Raw genomic sequence first — 19,556 nt, 5'->3', positions numbered from 1 at the left:
GTGAGTGAAGGTCACGGCGCCCTCAGGCATCATGGCCCGATGCGGCCGGTCCTTTTCCTCGACGTCGACGGCCCGCTGAACCCGTTCGCCGCCAAGCCCAAACCGCCGGGATTCGTCGAGCACAAGTTCCGGATCCGGGGCTGGAGCCGACGGCATCCACTGCGGATGTGGCTCAACCCAGGCCACGGGACGGCGCTGCTCGACGCGGCCGGGGACGCGGAGCTGGTCTGGGCGACCACCTGGGGGCACCAGGCGAACACCATGGTGGGTCCGGCCATCGGCCTGCCCACGCTTCCCGCCGTGGACTGCGCGAACGTCGACAGCGGCTGGAAGTTCGACGCCGTCGCCCGTTACGCCGGGCCGCGCCCTCTCATCTGGCTCGATGACGATTTCGACCTGTATCCCACCGCCAGGGACGCGTTCCTTTCCCGGCGGGACGGGATGGTCACGCACCTGGTGCGGGTCGATCCGCGCACGGGTATCACCGATGTCCATCTGGCGGCCCTTCGAACGCACTTGAAATGAGCGAGGGACCTTCGCTCCCACCCCCGTGGAAAAGTGAGAGCAAAGGTCCCTCGATCCCCCTGCGGCCCGCGGCTCAGCTGGCCGCGCTGGTCACCACCGCGTCGCCGGTGCCGGTGCGCGCCCGCACCTTCAGCGAGACCTCCGAAGGCGCGGTCTCCGCGACTTCCAGTTCGCTCGACACCGAACCGGTCGTCGACGAAAGGTCGATCTCGGCCTGAACGCCGCCGCGGATCCCGACGCGGACCTCACCCGATCCGGTGGTCAGCTCCAGCGTCCCGGAGGCGGCGTCCGCCACCGAGAGGGAGCCGCTGCCAGTGCGCGCCAGGACCTCGCCCGCGACCTCGCCGAGCCAGACGTCACCCGTGCCGGTCGCGAGCGTGGCCGAACCGCTCACCGAGGCGGCCTCGACGGAGCCGCTACCGGTGCGCAGCTGGAGACCCGAGAGGGTCGGCCCGAGTTTGATGTCGCCGGTGCCGGTGCGGACGATCGCCGAACCGTCGGCCCGTTCGAGGCCGATCTTGCCGGCGCCGGTCATGAGGTCGGCCCGCCCGGCGGAGCCGGTGACCGTGACGTCGGCCGCCCCGGCCCGCACCTCCAGGTGCGAACCGGCGGGCGCCCGGACGGTCATGGCGAGCGGGACGTTCTTCAGCTGCCAGGCCTTCGGCGCCTGGACGACCAGCCGGTTGCCGACCTTCTCGATCCGAGTCTGCGCCACGGCGTCGCCCGCCGACCCGGCCGGCGAACCGCCGAGCTGGTCGCCGAAGCGTTCCCCGACCCAGCTGAGCAGGCTCGTCATCCCGTCCACCCACGGCTGCTGTTCGCCACCGTCCCGGCGGACCTCGGCGTGGACGCCGTTCTCGCCGGTCAGTTCGATGGTCACCCGGCCGATGGCCACGCTCACGTCGATCTCGATCGGGCCCTCGGCCTCGAAGTCCTCGACGCGCACGGTCTCTTCACCGGCGGGAATGCTTTCCTCGGTCATTTCCGTCCCCTCAGCCCTGGACCCAGCCGTGCAGGTGCGAACCGGCACCGCCGCCCGGCTTCTGCTTGTAGTGCCAGTGCTCGCTTCCGCTCTTGCCCAGCGCTCCCTGAACGGCCTGCGAGACGAACGTGTTCAGCGAGACACCCTGAGCGGCGGCCGCCGCCTCGGCCTGGCCCTTGACCTGCTCGAACAGGCGCAGCGTGATGCGGGTGATGTCGCCCGTGTCCACCTTGGGCGCACGCGGGGCCTCCCGCGGTGCCTCCTGCCGGGGCGGGGACTGCTCGGCGCTCTCGGCCGAGCCGGTGACGACGACGCGCACGTCGCGGCCGTCGAGCCGGACGTCGACGACGTGCCCCGGCAGCGCGGAGGTCACTTCGGCGGCCAGGTCGGCGAGGGCGTTCATGATGGTCAGGCGGGCGGCGGGCTCCAGCGCCGACGACAGCAGCGCGGCAGCGCGCCGCGTCTGCTCGTCGCCGGCCGAAGCCGTGTTCGCGAGGTCCTCGCGAAGGCTTGTGATGTACGGCGTCAGATCCATGACACCACTATGACGTCATTTCTGATGTCAGTCAAGGAGGGCATGACGTCACCGTGATGTCGCCCCGGCGTCAAAGAGGGTTGCGGTTACGCTGCCCGGAGTCGTGGAGCAGGGGTCGTAAAGGAGTGCGAACGTGGCCGAGACCGTGTCACCCAAGGTTCAACTGATCGCGAAGACGGAGTTCTTCCCGCCGTCGGACGTACCGTGGTCGACCGATGCCGACGGTGGTGAGGCGCTGGCCGAATTCGCGGGCCGTGCCTGCTACCAGTCCTGGAAGAAGCCGAACCCGAAGACGGCCACCAACGCCGGCTACCTCGAGCACATCATCGACGTCGGCCACCTTTCGGTGCTGGAGCACGGATCCGTCAGCTTCTACATCACCGGGATCTCGCGCTCGCTGACGCACGAGCTGATCCGTCACCGGCACTTCTCCTACTCGCAGCTTTCGCAGCGTTACGTGCCCGAGCGCGACGCCGCGTTCGTCGAGCCCGACGTCATCGCGCAGGACCCGGAGCTGCACGCGAAGTTCCTTGCCGCCTCGCAGGCCGCCGTCGACGCCTACACCGAGCTGCTCGCCGGGCTGGAGGAGAAGTTCGCCGACGTCCCGAGCGCGACGCTGCGCCGCAAGCAGGCCCGCCAGGCCGCCCGCGCCGTGCTGCCGAACGCGACCGAGACCCGCATCGTGGTCACCGGCAACTACCGCGCCTGGCGGCACTTCATCGCGATGCGGGCCACCGAGCACGCCGACGTCGAGATCCGCGCCCTGGCCATCGAATGCCTGCGTGAGCTGCAGAAGGCTTCGAGCAACGTGTTCGCGGACTTCACCATCTCCGCGCTGCCCGACGGCACCGAGGTCGCGTCCAGCCCGAAGGTTCTCGAGGGCTGATGCGACGCCTCGCGATCGACGTCCGGCCCGGCGAGTACGCGGTCGCCCGCCTCGCCCCGGACGCGCCGGTTCCGGCGAACCTGCTCGACCCCGGCGAGCCCGTGCTCGTCTCTCTCACACGGACGCCGGAGGAGTTGTCGGTGATCTGCCCGGCCGGTCTCGCGCCGGCCGGCGCCACCGTCGAGGACGGCTGGCGGCTGCTGTCGGTCCGCGGGCCGCTGGCCTTCACGCTGACCGGCATCATCGCGGCGCTGTCGAGCGAACTGGCCGCCGCCGGGGTGGCGCTGTTCTCGATGTCCACCTTCGACACCGACCACGTGCTGGTCCGGGCCTCGGAGCTGGAGCGCGCGGTGAAGGCGCTCCGGGAAGCCGGGCACGAGGTCACGGTCTGATTCACCAGCCGGGCGAAGGAACCTTTCGGAGCGCGAACGGGTCCGAGTTAGCATCCTGCGCGAACCGAAGGAGCACCGAACCTTGACCGACGAACAGACCCGTCCGTACGGGCCGCCCCAGCAGACGCATCAGGCCGCCGGCGCGCGGATCGTCGCCGGCCGATACGCCCTGCTGGGCGAGCTCGGCCGCGGCGGGATGGGCATCGTCTGGCGCGCGCAGGATCAGGTGATCGGCCGTCAGGTGGCGATCAAGGAGCTGAAGTTCCCGAACGCTCCCGAGGACGCCTCGGTGCTGACGGAGCGGATGCTGCGCGAGGTCCGCTCCGCCGGGCGCCTCAACGACCCGGCCGTGGTCACCGTGTACGACGTCGTCACCGAGAACGGTGCGACCTACATCGTGATGGAACTGGTCGAGGCGCCGACGCTGGCCGACCTGGTGCGCGACCGCGGCCCGCTGCCCGCCCAGCAGATCGCGCTGGTGGGGGAGCGGGTGTTGTCCGCGCTGCGGGCCGCGCACGCCGCCGGGATCGTGCACCGCGACGTCAAACCCGCGAACATCATGGTCGCGCCGGACGGCCGGGTGAAACTCACGGACTTCGGCATCGCGCACGCCGCCGACGACCCGCGCCTGACCACCAGCGGCATGATCGTCGGCTCGCCCGCGTTCATGGCGCCGGAACGGGTCGAGGGCCGTGACGCGATGCCCGAATCCGACCTCTGGTCGCTGGGCACGACGCTGTTCTTCGCCGCGGAAGGCATCGTCGCGTTCGAACGGTCGACCACCGCGGCGACCCTGCACGCCATCATGACCGAGGCCCCGTACCTGACCCGGGTCCAGGGCCCGCTGGCCGCCGCGATCCTCGGCCTGCTGGTCACCAAGCCCGAGGCGCGCATGTCGTACGACCAGGTGCGCAGCCTGCTCGCGGCCGCGCAGGGCGTGCAGGCCCAGCCGACGCCGCCCTCGGGCGGCACGGCGATGCTGCAGCCCGGCCAGCCGATGACCCGGCTCGCCCCGGCCCCGGCGAAGCGCAACCTGCGTCCGCTGTGGCTGAGCCTGGCCGCGGTCGCCGTGATCGGCGCGCTGGTCGGCGGGATCTTCCTCGGCCGGTGGATGGCCGCGCCGGAGGGGAACAACCAGGCCCAGCCCACCCTGACCTACGGCATCAACGGGCAGGTCAAACTCGGTTCCTCCGGAGACTGCTACAACGTTCCCCTCATCGAGGGCGTCAACCTGAACGACGGCATCAGCTGCGACAAGGACCACCTGCTGGAGGTCTTCGCCAAGGGCAGCCTGCTCGACGTCCAGTCCTCTTCGGACGACGACGCCCAGGTCGCGGTGTATCCCGGCGCGGACGCGGTCAACCGGATCGCCGAGTCGCTCTGCTCGGCGACCTTCAATTCGAACGTCGTGCCCGGGGCACAGCGGGCCTCGCTGACCTGGCGGGCCGTCGTGCCGACCGAAGCCGAATGGAACCGGCCGCCCAACGAGGAGGACCGGAACTATTCGCGCGGCTTCCTCTGCCTGCTCGCCAAGACCGACGGCAGCCAGATCCCCGCTCAGATCACGACCAAGGTCAAATAGCTCACAGAGAGTTTGCGCCGAGCTCGCCTTCGTCGCGGAAAATTTACCGTGATTCTCGGGAACGACCACGTCGGCAAGGGGTTCGGCGCTCGCAGGAGGTACCTTCACAGCATGTCCACTCCACCTACCGCAGCGCCGGGAAGACCGTTCGGGCGCGTGCTCACCGCGATGGCCACCCCCTTCGACGCCGACGGCGCGCTGGACCTGAAGCGGGCGCAGGAGCTGGCCGAACACCTCGTGGAACTGGGCAACGACGGTCTCGTCGTGAACGGCACGACCGGGGAGAGCCCCACCACGACCGACGCAGAGAAGGCCGAGCTGGTCCGCGCCGTCGTCGAGGCCGTCGGTGACCGCGCGACGATCGTCGCCGGGGCGGGCACGAACAACACCGCGCACAGCATCGAGCAGGCGAAGCAGGCCGAAGCGGCGGGCGCCCACGGCATCCTCGTCGTCACGCCGTACTACTCGCGGCCCAGCCAGGCCGGGCTCTACGCGCACTTCACCACGGTCGCCGACGCCACCGGGCTGCCGGTGATGCTCTACGACATCCCGCCGCGCTCGATCGTCCCCATCGAGGTCGACACGCTGCTGCGGCTGGCCGAGCACCCCCGCATCCTCGCGGTCAAGGACGCCAAGGGCGACCTGATCGCCGGCTCCGAGGTCATCGCGAACACCCAGCTCGCCTACTACTCCGGTGACGACGGCCTCAACCTCCCGTGGGTGTCCGTCGGCGGCACCGGTGTGGTCAGCGTGATCGGGCACGTCGTGGCGGGCCGCATCCGCGGCATGATGGACGCCTACGAGTCCGGCGACACCTCCACCGCGCGCACCAACCACCGCGGCATGCTGCCGGTCCTGCGGGCGATGTCCCGCGTCGGCGGCGTCGCGTTCTCGAAGGCGGCCCTGCGGCTGCGCGGCTTCGACATCGGCGACCCGCGGCTGCCCATCGTGGCCGCGAACGACGAGCAGCTCCAGGCGATTTCCGCGGATCTCGCCCAGGGGGGCGTGCCGCTCGGGGAAAGCGCCGCCAGTGACTGGCATGGTGCACGAGTGGCACAAGCAGATTCAGCGGCGGCCTATACGGCGCCGACCTCACATACCAGCGTAGGGACCATGCCTCGGTGAGTTCATTGCCAACCGGACCCGGACCGACCACCCCGCCGCCCGCGTTGCCCGAAGGCGCCTTGCGCGTGGTCGCGCTCGGCGGGATCGGCGAAGTCGGCCGCAACATGACCGTCTTCGAGTTCGGCGGCCGTCTGCTGATCGTCGACTGCGGGGTGCTCTTCCCCGAAGACGACCAGCCCGGCGTCGACCTGATCCTGCCCGACTTCCGCGCGATCGAAGACCGCCTCGAGGACATCGACGGCCTCGTCCTCACCCACGGGCACGAGGACCACATCGGCGCCGTCCCGTTCCTGCTGCGGCTGGTCCCGGACCTGAAGATCTACGGCTCCCGGTTCACGAACGCGCTGCTCGCGGCGAAGGCCAAGGAGCACCGGCAGCGGCCGAACCTGATCGAGGTCCGCGAGGGCGAGCGACGCAAGGTCGGCGAGTTCGACCTCGAGTTCTTCGCGGTCAACCACTCGATCCCGGACGCGCTCGCGGTGGCCATCCGCACGCCGGCGGGTGTCGTACTGCACACCGGTGACATCAAGCTCGACCAGCTCCCGCTCGACGGCAGGCTGACCGACCTCGCCGGGTTCTCCCGGCTCGGCGACGAGGGTGTGGACCTGTTCTGCGTCGACTCGACCAACGCCGAGGTGCCCGGGTTCGTCATGCCGGAACGCGACATCGGCCCGGTGCTCGACGACGTCGTCCGCAAGGTCGGCCAGCGCGTCATCGTCGCCTGCTTCGCGAGCCACGTGCATCGCGTCCAGCAGGTGCTCGACGCCGCCGTCCGGCATGGCCGCCGGGTCGCGTTCGTCGGCCGGTCGATGGTCCGGAACATGGGCATCGCCGCCGACCTCGGGTTGCTGAACGTTCCCGACGGCCTGCTGGTCAACCTCGACCAGGCGGGCGACCTGCCCGAGAGCAAGGTGCTGTTCGTGTCGACCGGTTCGCAGGGCGAGCCGCTGTCGGCGCTGTCGCGGATGGCGCGCGGCGAGCACCGGCAGATCTCGATCCGCGCCGGCGACACCGTCGTGCTGGCCAGCTCGATGATCCCGGGCAACGAGACCGCGGTCTTCGGCGTCGTCAACGGCCTCACGCGGCTCGGCGCGAACGTCGTGCACCAGGGCAACGCCAAGGTGCACGTGTCCGGGCACGCGTCGGCGGGCGAACTGCTGTACCTGTACAACGCGGTGCGCCCCAGCAACGTCATGCCGGTGCACGGCGAATGGAAGCACCTGCGTGCCAACGGCGAACTGGCCGTGCGCACCGGTGTCGCGCCGGAGAACGTGGTCATCGCCGAGGACGGCGTCGTGGTCGACCTCGTCGATGGCAAGGCCACGCGGACCGGACGGGTCGAGGTCGGGCACGTGTACGTCGACGGCCTCTCGGTCGGCGACGTCGGCGAGTCGACCTTGTCCGACCGGCTCGTGCTGGGAGAAGGCGGCTTCATCGCCATCACCGTCGCCGTCGACACCAGCACCGGCCGCGCGGTGACCCGCCCGACGGTGTCCGGACGCGGGTTCTCCGACGACCCGAAGGCGCTCGACGCCGTGCTCCCGATGGTGGAGATGGAACTCGCCAGGACCGAGGCCGAGGGCATCACCGACACGCACCGCATCGCGCAGGCCGTGCGCCGCGTCGTCGGCCGCTGGGTCGCCGACACCTACCGGCGCCGTCCGATGATCGTGCCGACGGTCATCCCCGTCTAAAAGCTCGTGAGTGGTAAGGACGGTTCTAACCGTCCTTACCACTCACGAGGCGCGAAGCGAGCAGCAGGGCGAAGGCGACCGTGATCGCTTGACCGAACAGGGCGTTGCGGGCTTTGCGCTGTTCCGCACGGGTGGGCCGGTTCATCACGAATTCCCCCGATTTCGAGTGCTTTCCTTACCGGGCAAGTGTTCCGCGACCCGCGTCGGGGCACCTCCCGCCTCGGTGGGGTTTTTCTACGCCGAAAGTCGCAGCCTTCCCCTAGGGGTGCTCGCGGCGTACCGTCGGACGCTCCTCGAGCCCCACGCCGGGAGAGTCGATGGGACGCCACGCCACCACCCGGAACCGAAGACGGATACTGATCCCGTTGCTGGCGGCCGTGCTCGGCGCGGCCACGTGGGTGGCGGTGGCCATGGCGAGGTCCGAACCCGCCTGCGAGCCCGTGCGGGTGGTCGTCGCCGCGTCGCCCGACCTCGCCCCCGCGGTCACCGAAGCCGCCCGGGTCCTCGATCTCGCCTGCGTAGCCTTCGACGTGCAGTCCCGGGAATCCGTCCAAGTGGCGGAAGAGCTGTCCGGAACCGCGCCCAAGCCCCAAGCCTGGATCCCGTCCTCGACGCTCTTCCTCAGGCGAGCCGACGGTGTTCCCGCCTCAGGCCCGTCGATCGCCAGTTCGCCGGTGGTGCTCGCGGTCGCGGAGCCGGTCGCGCGGGCGCTCGGCTGGCCGCGCAAGTCGCCGACCTGGCCGGAAGTACTCGGCCACGCCGGAATCGTCGTGGGAATGCCGGATCCGGTACGCGATCCCGCCGGGGTTTCCGCACTGGTGGCACTCCGCGAGGTCACGAAGGACGCCTCGGATCCGGCCGCCGCGTACGTCGCTTTGCTGCGGAAGTTTTCCGCCACCACGTCCGGCGCGACGGCGTTCCCCGCGGCGGAGAACGCGGTGCTACGGCACAACTCCGGGCTTTCCGAAGGCGAGACTGCGCTGGTGGCCGTGTACTCGCCCGCCGTTCCAGCGCTCGACTACCCGTTCGTCGAGGTCGCGGGGGCGACCCCGCAGCAGGGCGAAGCCGTCGCGGAACTGAAACGCACCCTGCTCTACGGTGGCGCGACGGGCCCGCAGTCCGAGCTGCGTGCCCCTGGCGGGCAAGCGTTGCGGCTCACCGAAACCGATCGACGCGTCGAGACTCAAGGCCAGCGCAGCGCCGAGATCCCGGCCGCCGAGGAGGTCGCCAAAGCGCTCAGTCAGTGGGCCGGGGTGAACGCGAGCGCCCGGGTGCAGGTGTTGATCGACGTGTCCGGCTCGATGAGCGCGCCGGTCCCGGGAACCGGCAAGTCCCGCCTGCGGATCACGCTGGAGGCGGCGGAGAACGCTTTGCATCTGTTCAGATCCACGTCACAGGTCCGTTTTCTGGCCTTCGCGACCAAAGTGGACGGTGAGCGGGACTACCGGGAGATCCTGCCGATGGCGCCGGTCCGGCAGCAGTTGGCCGCCGTCGACCGGTTGCGCGCCGTCCGCGCCGTGCCGGACGGGCAGACCGGGCTCTACGACAGCGTCCTCGACCTCTACCGGCTCGCGCACGAGGAATGGGAGCGGGGGAAGCTGAACCTCGTCATCGTGATGACCGACGGCCGCAACACCGATCCCGGTGGCATCAGCCGCGAGAACCTGGTGGCGGAGCTGGGAAAGCTGAGCGACCGGGACCACCCGGTGCCGTTGATCGCCATCGGGATCGGGCCGGAGGCCGACGAGACCGAGCTCCGTCAGCTCGTCGCGCCCGCCGGCGGCCAGGTGTTCCTCAGCCGTGATCCCGCGAAGATCGGAGAGGTGTTTTACGGCGCTCTCGGCCGGATCGCCGGCGCTGGATGAAGTAGACGCCGACGATCACCGCCAGGCTGACCAGGCTCAGGTACAGCTGAGCCCGCGTGTCCGCGTCCACGAACAGCATCGACGCGACCACGGCCAGCGTCCCGGCGAGCGTGAGCCGGCTCAGCCACGGGTAGCCCCACATGCGCAGCTTCAGCCGTTCCGGCGCTTCGGCTTCCAGGCGGCGCCGCATCCGGAGCTGTGAGCCGGCGATGATCGCGTAGACGAACAGCGCGACCGCCCCGGCGGAGTTGATGATGAAGTAGAAGATCTTGTCCGGGGACACGATGTTCATCACCACGGCCACGTAGCCGACCGAGGTGGACACCAGGATCGCCTTCCACGGCACGCCGCGCCGGTTCGTGTCCGCGACCCATTTCGGCGCCCAGCCGTTGCCGCGCAACGCGAACAGCATGCGGGAAGCGGTGTACAGCCCCGAATTCAGCACCGACAGCACGGCGGTCAGCACCACCGCGCTGACCACCGTCTCGGCGGCGGGGATGCCGAACCGGCCGAACGCGGCGGCGAACGGGCTCGTCGTGGTCGGGATGTCGCGCCAGCCGGTGATCATCACCAGCAGTGTCACGGAGCCGACGTAGAACACGATGACCCGCCAGACGATCGACGAGGTCGCCTTGCGCACGGCCGTTTCGGGCTCCCGCGATTCGGCGGCGGCGATGGTGACGATCTCCGCGCCGAAGTAGGAGAAGATCACGATCACCACTCCGTGCACCACCGAGAACGGGCCGTTGGCCAGGAAACCGTCCTGCGCGATGTTGCCGACCGAGAACGAGCCGCCGGGCCACGCCCCGAGCACGAACAGGATGCCCACCACGAGGAACACCACGATCGTGGCGATCTTGACCGACGCGAGCCAGAACTCCGTCTCCCCGAACGAGCGGGCGGAGGCGAGGTTGGTCGCGGTCAGCAGCAGCATCAGCACGAGCGAGAAGATCCATTGCGGCACAACGGGAATCCACGTCTGCAGGATCTTCGCCCCGGCGACGGCCTCGAACGCGACCACGCCGACCCAGAAGTACCAGTACAGCCAGCCGACGGTGAAACCCGCCCAGCCGCCGAGCGAGGTCCGCGCGTATTCCATGAAGGAACCCTGTGACGGCGCGGCCGTCGCCATCTCGCCCAGCATCCGCATCACCAGCACGACGATCAGGCCGCCGATGGCGTAGGAGAGGACGGCCGCCGGGCCGACGGTGTGGATCACCGCGCCGCTGCCGATGAACAGGCTCGCGCCGATGATGCCGCCGAGCGCGATCATCCGGACGTGGCGCTGCCGCAGGTCCGGGCGCAGACCCGCCCGTTCGGTCGTGGTCTCTGCGCCCATTCGCGGTGACCTCCTGTCGGAGTGACGGCGGATCGCGGGATTGTCGCACCGTGAACCCGGGAGGAAAAGTGTTTGCGCAACCCCCGGTGAACAGGCCGATGTGGACTCTGCCAACCTAGGCACCTCCACCGCGCGTTCCGAGGAGCTCTTCGATGCCGCACGCCGTCCTCCGGTTCCTGCCCGCCGTCGCCCTGGCCGCCGTAGCGCTCGCGGGCTGCTCGGACGAGGCACCCCAGTCGCAGACGGCGCCTCCCGGGTCTTCACCGGTGGCGCAGCAGGCAGCCGTTCCGTTCAACGACGCCGATGTCGCGTTCGCGCGGCAAGCCCTCGCGCACCACCAGCAGGGCGTGGATCTGGCTTCCCTGGCGGAAACCCGCGCGGCGAACGAGCAGCTGAAGGCACTCGCGAAGCGGGTCATCGACACGCACGAACCGGAGATCGCGCGGCTGTCCGGGCTCATCGAGGCGTGGGGTCAGCCCGCGCCGGACGACCCGAACCTCGAACACATCCAGCGCGACGGGTACATCAGCCCCGGCGACATGGCGGCACTGGCCGGATTGTCCGGAAAGGACTTCGACCGCCAGTTCGCCGCGCGGTTGCTGCGCCAGCGCGAAGCGGGCGTCCGCATCGCCGACGCCGAAACCCAGCACGGCCGCAACCCCGACGCCCGCGATCTCGCCGCGACGACTTCGCGTTCGCAGCAGCAGGAGATCAGCGATCTACGGGGCTTCCAGCAGGGTTGAGTCCGTCTGGACCACGTTCGAATTCAGCTGGACGATGTACGCGCCGGTCAACAGCACCACCGCGCCGGCGGCTTGGATCCAGCTGAGGGCCTCACCCAGCAGCAGCCAGGCCGCGGTGGCGGCGATCAGCGGCTCCACCAGCCCGACGACGCTCGCCACCGACGCCGGGAGATGCCGCAGCGCCGCCATGCCCGTCGCGTAGGCGAGGACGGTCGCGATCAGCACGAGCGCGATCAGCAACGACCACACCGGCGGCTCCCACGGACCGAACGTCGCCGGGGTGTCGAGGACTCCCCACGGGATCGTCCACGGCGGGGCGACCGCGCACACCAGGACCGCGCCGATCGTCATCCCCCAGGTGACCATGCCGAGCGGATCGCGGTCCGCGACGCCGCGTTCGCCCAGGAGGAAGTAACCCGCCGAGCAGACGGCCGCGCCCAGCCCGGCGAGCAACCCGAGGACGTCCAGGCTGAGTCCCTCCCAGACCTGCGCGACCAGCATGAGCCCGGTCATCGCCAGCGCGATCCCCGCCCACATCACCTTCGGCAACCGCACCCGCCGCACGAACCGCACCCACAGCGCGATCAGCACCGGAGAGGTGAACTCGAGCAGGATCGCGATCCCGACCGGGATCCGGCCCGCCGCCAGGAAGTACATGAGCTGGACGCCCGCGACACCGAGCGAGCCGTACGCGAGCAGCAGCGGCCACTCGTTCTTCGTGACTTTGAGGAGCCTCGGCCGGAAGAGGGCGACCAGCGCGAGCAGCACGATCGCCGACAGTCCGATGCGGATCGCCGCGACCTGCTCCGGGGACAGCCCGGCCTGCATCGCCGGTTTGCCCAGCACACCCGAGGTCCCGAAGAAGAGCGCGGCGAGCAGGATCAGGGTGATGCCCCGCCCGCGACGCGCGACGTGCTGGGTGGGGGCGGCGGCGAGTTCGGCGGTCACGGCCGGAGGGTAGAGCCCGGGTGACCGCGGGGCGACCCGTTTTCCCAGCGGGTGGGCCGGGCGCGGGGTGGTCGTGAGTGAGGTCTGTCCGTGAAGGCCTCCTTGCCTACCCTGAGAGTAGTGAAGGAGGCCTTCACTACCCAGGCGTCCGGTCCCCGATGGAATCGCTCATGGCGGTCAGAAGGAGGTGCCGCCGTCGGTCCAGTTCGTCTGGGCGAAGTCCTCGTCGTCGACCGGAGCGCGACGCGGTTTGCGCACCGGCTCCGGTTCCGGGGGAGCGGCGACCGGCTCCTCGGGTCGGGTGCCTTCGAGGGCCTGGGGTTCGGGTGTGCCGTTCGGCCAGACGCACGGTGAGGTCGCCCCGACGTAGAACTTGCCGAGGTCGTTCGCCTGCACGGACATGTCGAAAGCGTCCGCGTTGTTCCTGGCGAACACATATCGGTCCTTCGGCCGCGAATCCGTCAGGACCGTGAAGTCGTGAGCCGACCACCACCGGACGACCGCGTCAAAGTACTCCTCGAACCGGGCCGGTTCGAGGCCGGTCACCTCATAGGTCGCGGAGATCTCAAAGCGGCCTTGGGGACCATTGTCGGTGGGGTCGGTGCATTCGGACCTGTGCTGGGTGAACGGTTTCCGTTCCGCCGAGCCGGGCAGCGCGGAGAGCGCGCCCTCGATGTACCGCTCGACCCTGTCTTTCGCCTCGTGTTCGGTGATGGTCGGTTTCATGGCGTCTCCACCTCCGGAAGAACAAGCGGACAAGAGCACGAGAAGAGCGGTCAGGAGCGGGAGTCTCACGAGGCGGGCTTTCCCGCGATGATCAGGCCGATGTTCCGGAGCGACGGGTTGTTGTCTTCCCAGTATTCGCTGTGTGCCTCCGTGCTGTACCCGCTCCACCCGTCCGTGCCCGGCGCCGAGGTGAACACTTGCCCGCCGAAGTCCGCGTCGGTCGGATCCTGGCCGAGGATCGGGTCGTATCCGGCGATTTCGACATTCGCCAGGTTGATCATGTCGTGTTCGGCCACCGTCGCGTGCACGTGTTCGCCGATCTCGTCCTGATTCACCCCGTCGAGATGCAGTTCGCTCACGTCGTGCGCGCCGACGCCCGGGCTCGCGACGAAGACGAGTTCGTCCGCGGCGAGGCCACCGTCACCGGCCGCGTGCCCGACGACGGTGGTGCCGTAGCTGTGCCCCAGCACCGTGTTGTGCGAGGGCGATCCTTGGTGTGTTTCCCGCAGCCCGTCTTGGAATTGCGCGAGGGCGGCCTTGCCACCGTCGGCGTACTTGTCGCTCGCGGCGTCGGTGATCTCGTTCGGCGCGTCATAGCCGAGCCAGGTGATCACGGCGGTGGAGGGGGAGCCCGAAGTGGTCGCCGCGGCCCACATCTTGTCGGACCGGTTGAGGTCCCCGCCGATCTTCGCCAGTTCCGAGCCCGTCCCCGGCACGTAGGTCGCCACGTTCGCCGCGGTGTCGGGATTCCCCGCGGAAACGATCGCCTTCCCGTCGCCGCTGGTGTCCAGTCCCAGCAGGAACGCCTGCGGCTCCGACCGGTCCAGCCGCTGTTGGATGGCTTCCAGGCCCTTGAGTTCGGGGTCGCCCTGGAGCCGCGCGATCTCACTGGCGAGGACGGCACGGTTGGCGGCGTCGCGGTCGGCCGCCGGGATACCGTCGAGATTGCCGACGAGTCCCGGGTTTCCTCGCAGCAAAGCGACTTTCGCCGTGTCCGACAGGCTCGCCCACCAAGCCTTGTTGTCGCCGGGGGTGCCGTTCTCCGGTGGGCCGATGATCGACAGGCCGCTCTGCGCGGCTCCGGCGGCCGCCGCCTGGGCGAGCGTGCTGCCACCCTGTTCGGTGATTTCGCCACGAAGGGCCCGTCGCAGAATGTCGGCGAAATCAGCGTCGACGTCGGCCGCCCGGCGCAGGCCCTGTTCGACCCTGTCGGCCAGCTCCGCCCTGACGCGAGCCTGGTCAGGCCGCGGAACGCCGACGGAGATCTCGCCTCCGGCGCCGATGGCCAGGCCGTTCCGGTGGGCCAGTTCGTCGGTCTCCCGCACGAACGCGACGATCCGGTCCAGCGCGATCTGCACCTCGTGAGCGCCTCGCCGGACCGCGGACGCCTCGGCGACGAGCCGCTCCAGAGTGGAGGTCAGCGACGCACCCCGCGTCGCGGCGGCGGTGGCCGCGTCACCGGTCCAGCCCGTGAAGCGGGCCATGGCTTCGACGTCGTCGTTCGCGGCGATGATCTTGGCGCAGCCGTCGTTGAGCGCGTCGGCGACGCGGCCGATCGCGGCCGGATCCCACCGGCGCACGTCTCCCCAGGTGAGCATCAGACGGGGAGTTCCCGTGATGCCGCCAGCTCGTTCGAGCGGTAGCGGACGGCCGCCGCGTCGAGCCGTGCGGAGTAGTCCGCGGTGTTCTCGGCCCAGCCTGGCACCGCCCGGCCCCAGGCGTCCGCGAGCAGGCGGGCCGCTTCACCGGATACGCCACCCGGCAAACCCGCCGCGACTTCGGCGAGCGTGGCCGCGAGGTTCACCTTCCCGACGTCGTCCGAAGCCCGTTTCGCCGCGCTTGACGCCGCGCCGATCGCCTCCAAGGCCACCTCGTACCCGCCGGTCATCCCGCTTCCTCCCCGTAGCGTGACGCTGTGTGACCACACTAAGACGCGGGAGACGGACGCGCGGTTCCCATCATCTGTCCTTGAAAAGACCGTCGGAGGGCGTCCAGGGCCAGTTCGTCGGGTTCGGCGGACTCGCGTGAGACGGACGAGCCGCCATACGGATTGCCCGATTCGAGCAGCCGCGGATCGGTGTAGCCGAGCGGCAGGACGATGGCGCCCCAGTGATAGAAGATGTTGTTCGTCGCCAGCACGGTCGCTTCGAGCCCGCCGTGCGCGGTGGAGGCGGTGGTGAACGACGTCGCGACCTTGTTCACCAGCTTTCCCTTGGCCCACAGGCCGCCGGTACTGTCCAAAAAGGACTTCAGCTGCGCGGCGGGACCGCCGAACCGGGTCGGGCTCCCCGCCGCGAACCCGTCGGCCCACTCCAGGTCTTCCATCGTCGCCGTCTCGTGGTTCGGTCCCGCGTCCACCCACGCCTGCCAGCGCGGATTGCTCGCCACCGCGGCGGGCGGAGCGGTTTCGGGAACGGTGCGGACGCGGACGCCGGCTTCGGCCTCGCGGGCGCCGTCGGCCAGCGCCGACGCCAGTTTCGCGGTGTTGCCGGTCGCGCTGTGGTGGACGACGAGGATGCGGGTGCTCACGTCCGCCGGCCTTAGGCGAGCGCGAGCACCCGTCTCAGGATCCGGACTCAGTACTTCTTCCAGGGGCTGACGGTGTCCGTCGGCCGCGTCGGGTCGTGGAAGCGCGGCTTGTCCAGTTCGTCGCGGCGCAGTGGGACCAGCCCGTCGGTGATCGCCTGCATGATCTTGGCGTGCGCGCGGACCCCGGCGCCCGGCCGCTCCGGCTCGACCTCCGACAGGTCCACCGGCTCGCCGAAGTGCACCTTGAACCGCGGCCGGCGCATGGGCGCGCTCAGCCCGGACTTCGCGAGCGGCACCAGGTCGGCGGGACCGTTGACGGTCTCCGTGCCCCAGTACACGGCTTCGTGCGCGCCCCATTGGCTGATCGGGATCACCGGCACCCCGGCGGCCAGCGCTAGCCGCGCCGCGCCGGTCTTGCCCCGCTCCGGCCACAGGCCGGGGTCGTGGCTGATCCGGCCCTCGGGGTAGACGATCAGCGGGTCACGGGTGGTCCGCAGGGCCTCGGTGGCTTCGGCGAACTGGCCGATGGCCGTCGAAGCCTGTTTGCGGTCGACCCGCAGGTGACCGCTGAGCCGCAGTGCGGGGCCGATGACCGGCGCGTCGAGGATGCCGCCCGCCAGCATGAACCGCGGGTTGATGCCGATCCGCTTGCAGGCCGCCATCAGCACGAACGCGTCGAAGACGCCGATGTGGTTGGCCGTCATGAGCAAAGGCTTACGGCGCAGTTCCGCCGGGACACCGCCGGTCACGGTGAGTTTGCCGACGAAGTTGACCAGCCCCCGGTCGATGTTCAGCATCGTGCGCCAGATGGCCGGGGCGCGGCGAGCCGAATTCTCATCCTGATGCAGCGCGAACATGGGGCAGAGCATGTCATGACCCGCTTTTCACCCGGATGGCCGCTCAAGCTGTGACCTGAGACGAATGTTCCGGATGTGCTCCGAGTGGCAGCCGGGGCTGGAGGGTCGAGGCGGCTACCGTGGAGACATGGCTAGCGGGTCGACGACCAGGAAACGGAGTACGGCGCGAAGCGGCGGCAGCAAGGGGCCGGCGCGAAAGCCGCGTACCCCGGCGAAGCCCAGGTCAACGGCTGCGAGGAAACCCGCTCCACGGCGTCCGGCACCGCGGAAGAAGTCGTCCGGCACGTTCGCCAAGGGTGTGCGCGGCACCTGGAATCTGCTCGCGAAGGGCCTCGGCACCCTCGCGCGGACGGTCGGCCGCGGCCGCGAACTCGAACCCGAGCACCGTCGCGACGGTCTCGCGCTGGGTCTCATCGCGCTGGCACTGGTGATCGCTTTCGGCGTCTGGTGGCGGGCCGCGGGCCCGATCGGCGGCTGGGTGGAGGTCGGCACGCGCTCTCTGCTGGGCGCCGGTGCCGTGACGCTCCCGCTGGTGCTGACCGTGGTCGCCGTCGCGCTGATGCGTTCGGAACCGATGCCGGAGGCCCGGCCGCGGATGGTCATCGGCACCCTGCTGGTGATCCTGTCCGTGCTCGGCCTGCTGCACATCTTCACCGCGCTGCCCGAGACCAACGACGGCCGGATGTACGCCGGTGGCGTGATCGGCGCGTTCTCCGGCGGCCTGCTGACCATGGGCGTCACCACATGGGTCGCGGTGCCGCTGCTGGTGCTGGCACTGCTGTTCGGCACGCTCGTGTTCACCGGGACCCCGGTCCGGGAGATCCCGCACCGCCTGCGGAACTGGGGTCTCGACCCCGAAGAGATCGAAGAGGCCGAGGCTGAGCGCCAGGCCATCCACGAGGAACGCAACGCCGTCACGGAAGCCGATCCGAAGTCGGTCCGCCTGCGGAAGCCGTCGCGCCGCCGCCAGGCTTCGGGCGACCACGAGGGCGAGCAACTCGACATCGAGGCCGCGCTGGCCGAAGCGCCGACGCCGCTGCGCCCGCCGAAGCCCGCGCCCAAGCCTGTCGAAGAGAAGAAGCCGAAGAAGGCCGAGGCGCCGCTTGCGGTCACCAGGACCGTCGAGGGCGACTACAAGCTCCCGCCGCCGGACCTGCTGAAGCTCGGCGACGCGCCGAAGTCCCGCAGCAAGGCCAACGACGCCATGATCGAGGCGATCACCGGCGTGCTGGAGCAGTTCAACGTCGACGCGCAGGTCACCGGCTTCACGCGGGGCCCGACGGTCACCCGGTACGAGGTCGAACTCGGCCCCGGCGTGAAGGTCGAGAAGATCACCGCGCTGACCAAGAACATCGCCTATGCGGTGGCGACCGACAACGTCCGGCTGCTGGCGCCGATCCCCGGCAAGTCCGCGGTCGGCATCGAGGTGCCGAACTCCGACCGAGAGATGGTGCGCCTCGGCGACGTGCTGCGCGCGCCGTCGACGGTCAAGGACAACCACCCGATGGTCATCGGGCTCGGCAAGGACATCGAGGGCCATTTCGTCACCGCGAACCTGACGAAGATGCCGCACCTGCTGGTGGCGGGGTCCACCGGTTCCGGTAAGTCGAGCTTCGTGAACTCGATGCTGGTGTCGCTGCTCGCGCGGTCGACGCCGGACGAATGCCGGATGATCCTGATCGACCCGAAGATGGTCGAGCTGACCCCGTACGAGGGCATCCCGCACCTGATCACGCCCATCATCACCCAGCCGAAGAAGGCCGCCGCGGCGCTGGCCTGGCTGGTGGAGGAGATGGAGCAGCGCTATCAGGACATGCAGGTCAACAAGGTCCGGCACATCGACGACTACAACAAGAAGGTGCGCTCGGGCGAGATCACCGCGCCGCCCGGCAGCGAGCGCGTCTACCAGCCGTACCCGTACATCATGGCGATCGTCGACGAGCTCGCCGACCTGATGATGACCGCCCCGCGCGACGTCGAGGACGCGATCGTCCGGATCACCCAGAAGGCGCGTGCCGCCGGTATCCACCTGGTGCTGGCGACCCAGCGCCCGTCGGTCGACGTCGTGACCGGCCTGATCAAGACGAACGTGCCGTCGCGGCTGGCGTTCGCGACCTCGTCGCTCACCGACTCGCGGGTCATCCTCGACCAGCCGGGCGCGGAGAAGCTCATCGGTATGGGTGACGCGCTGTACCTGCCGATGGGGGCCGGGAAACCGGTCCGCATCCAGGGCGCCTTCGTCGGCGACGAAGAGATCTCCGCGGTGGTGAACTTCGCCAAGGAGCAGGCGCAGCCGGACTACCAGGACGGCGTCACCGCGGCGAAGGCCGGCGAGAAGAAGGAAATCGACTCCGACATCGGAGACGACCTCGACGTGCTGCTGCAGGCCGCCGAGTTGATCGTCACCTCGCAGTTCGGCTCGACGTCGATGCTGCAGCGGAAGCTGCGGGTCGGCTTCGCCAAGGCCGGGCGGCTGATGGACCTGCTGGAAAGCCGCGGCGTCGTCGGCCCTTCGGAGGGCTCGAAGGCGCGGGACGTGCTGATCAAGCCGGAAGAGCTGGAGTCGGTGCTGTTCATGATCCGCGGTGGCGGGGACGGAGGAGGCGGCGACGTCTCCGACGACTGACTGAGCCCTCGTGAGTGGTAAGGACGGTGAGAACCAACCGTGTCTCAGGTACCTACCCGCTCCTGAATGAGCCTCGGTCGCGGGCCGGTCCGTGAAGGCCTCCTTGCCTACCTTGAGGGTAGGCAAGGAGGCCTTCACTACCTCTGGGACTGCACGCTCGTGTCGTCCGCCGGATCACGCGTGTCGTCCGGTCGGTCACGTG

General features: G+C 69.7%; 18 protein-coding genes. 9 read left to right on the top strand and 9 right to left on the bottom strand.

Annotated elements, in window-relative coordinates; all coding sequences use genetic code 11:
- Nucleotides 1-39 precede the first annotated feature (39 nt).
- Nucleotides 40-525, top strand: coding sequence for an HAD domain-containing protein (locus AC069H_RS40945; protein ID WP_478235913.1), 486 nt, complete (start codon nt 40-42; stop codon nt 523-525).
- A 73-nt stretch (nt 526-598) separates the two neighbouring features.
- Here the strand turns inward: AC069H_RS40945 and AC069H_RS40940 are convergent, their stop codons facing one another.
- Nucleotides 599-1,507, bottom strand: a complete 909-nt coding sequence (locus tag AC069H_RS40940) for a DUF4097 family beta strand repeat-containing protein (RefSeq protein ID WP_478227320.1) — start codon at nt 1,505-1,507, stop codon at nt 599-601.
- A 10-nt stretch (nt 1,508-1,517) separates the two neighbouring features.
- Complete coding sequence (locus tag AC069H_RS40935; RefSeq protein ID WP_478235912.1) at nt 1,518-2,042, bottom strand: toxin-antitoxin system HicB family antitoxin; 525 nt, start codon at nt 2,040-2,042, stop codon at nt 1,518-1,520.
- 133 nt (nt 2,043-2,175) lie between these two features.
- Here AC069H_RS40935 and thyX point away from each other — a divergent pair, with 133 nt between their 5' ends.
- From thyX to AC069H_RS40905, 6 genes are all read left to right on the top strand, one after another.
- Nucleotides 2,176-2,928: an FAD-dependent thymidylate synthase gene (gene thyX / locus AC069H_RS40930; protein ID WP_007029376.1), complete on the top strand. Its 753-nt coding sequence runs from the start codon at nt 2,176-2,178 to the stop codon at nt 2,926-2,928.
- Entirely contained in the window at nt 2,928-3,320 is a 393-nt protein-coding gene (locus AC069H_RS40925) for an ACT domain-containing protein (RefSeq protein WP_478227317.1), read from the top strand. Before thyX ends, AC069H_RS40925 begins: the two co-directional genes overlap by 1 nt.
- Nucleotides 3,321-3,402: 82 nt before the next feature.
- Nucleotides 3,403-4,902 carry a serine/threonine-protein kinase gene (locus AC069H_RS40920; protein WP_478235911.1) on the top strand — a complete coding sequence of 500 codons (1,500 nt, stop codon included), beginning with the start codon at nt 3,403-3,405 and terminating at the stop codon, nt 4,900-4,902.
- A gap of 111 nt (nt 4,903-5,013) precedes the next feature.
- Nucleotides 5,014-6,027, top strand: a complete 1,014-nt coding sequence (gene dapA, locus AC069H_RS40915) for a 4-hydroxy-tetrahydrodipicolinate synthase (protein ID WP_478235910.1) — start codon at nt 5,014-5,016, stop codon at nt 6,025-6,027.
- Nucleotides 6,024-7,721: a ribonuclease J gene (locus tag AC069H_RS40910; RefSeq protein WP_185927423.1), complete on the top strand. Its 1,698-nt coding sequence runs from the start codon at nt 6,024-6,026 to the stop codon at nt 7,719-7,721. The genes dapA and AC069H_RS40910 overlap by 4 nt, the downstream gene beginning before the upstream one ends.
- Nucleotides 7,722-8,038: 317 nt before the next feature.
- Nucleotides 8,039-9,586 carry a VWA domain-containing protein gene (locus tag AC069H_RS40905; RefSeq protein WP_478235909.1) on the top strand — a complete coding sequence of 516 codons (1,548 nt, stop codon included), beginning with the start codon at nt 8,039-8,041 and terminating at the stop codon, nt 9,584-9,586.
- On the opposite strand, the gene AC069H_RS40900 is transcribed toward AC069H_RS40905, so the two are convergent.
- Nucleotides 9,516-10,925 (bottom strand): amino acid permease, encoded by a 1,410-nt coding sequence (locus tag AC069H_RS40900; protein WP_478235908.1) that lies wholly within the window; start codon nt 10,923-10,925, stop codon nt 9,516-9,518. The two genes, AC069H_RS40905 and AC069H_RS40900, sit on opposite strands and share 71 nt — an antisense overlap.
- A gap of 152 nt (nt 10,926-11,077) precedes the next feature.
- Between AC069H_RS40900 and AC069H_RS40895 the strand changes: the two genes are divergently transcribed.
- Nucleotides 11,078-11,668, top strand: a complete 591-nt coding sequence (locus AC069H_RS40895; protein WP_219153465.1) for a DUF305 domain-containing protein — start codon at nt 11,078-11,080, stop codon at nt 11,666-11,668.
- On the opposite strand, the gene AC069H_RS40890 is transcribed toward AC069H_RS40895, so the two are convergent.
- The 6 genes from AC069H_RS40890 to AC069H_RS40865 form a co-directional block, all read right to left on the bottom strand.
- Nucleotides 11,645-12,616 carry an EamA family transporter gene (locus AC069H_RS40890; RefSeq protein ID WP_478227312.1) on the bottom strand — a complete coding sequence of 324 codons (972 nt, stop codon included), beginning with the start codon at nt 12,614-12,616 and terminating at the stop codon, nt 11,645-11,647. The genes AC069H_RS40895 and AC069H_RS40890 overlap by 24 nt on opposite strands.
- 177 nt (nt 12,617-12,793) lie before the next feature.
- A complete protein-coding gene (locus tag AC069H_RS40885) occupies nt 12,794-13,342 on the bottom strand; it encodes a hypothetical protein (protein ID WP_478235907.1) in 549 nt (182 codons plus the stop codon).
- A gap of 65 nt (nt 13,343-13,407) precedes the next feature.
- A complete protein-coding gene (locus AC069H_RS40880; RefSeq protein WP_478235906.1) occupies nt 13,408-14,940 on the bottom strand; it encodes an alpha/beta hydrolase in 1,533 nt (510 codons plus the stop codon).
- A complete protein-coding gene (locus AC069H_RS40875) occupies nt 14,940-15,230 on the bottom strand; it encodes a hypothetical protein (RefSeq protein ID WP_340683961.1) in 291 nt (96 codons plus the stop codon). The genes AC069H_RS40880 and AC069H_RS40875 overlap by 1 nt, the downstream gene beginning before the upstream one ends.
- Before the next feature lie 38 nt (nt 15,231-15,268).
- On the bottom strand, nt 15,269-15,871 hold the full coding sequence (locus tag AC069H_RS40870; RefSeq protein ID WP_478227309.1) for an NAD(P)H-dependent oxidoreductase: 603 nt from the start codon (nt 15,869-15,871) through the stop codon (nt 15,269-15,271).
- A gap of 47 nt (nt 15,872-15,918) precedes the next feature.
- A complete protein-coding gene (locus AC069H_RS40865) occupies nt 15,919-16,728 on the bottom strand; it encodes a lysophospholipid acyltransferase family protein (RefSeq protein WP_478227308.1) in 810 nt (269 codons plus the stop codon).
- A 298-nt stretch (nt 16,729-17,026) separates the two neighbouring features.
- On the opposite strand from AC069H_RS40865, the gene AC069H_RS40860 reads away from it, so the two are divergent.
- Nucleotides 17,027-19,354 carry an FtsK/SpoIIIE family DNA translocase gene (locus AC069H_RS40860; RefSeq protein ID WP_478227307.1) on the top strand — a complete coding sequence of 776 codons (2,328 nt, stop codon included), beginning with the start codon at nt 17,027-17,029 and terminating at the stop codon, nt 19,352-19,354.
- Nucleotides 19,355-19,556 lie beyond the last annotated feature (202 nt).

The sequence above is a fragment of the Amycolatopsis sp. NPDC043887 genome, assembly GCF_056435665.1.
Note: the sequence above shows the minus strand (reverse complement) of the source record. Positions and strands in the feature narration are given on the sequence as shown.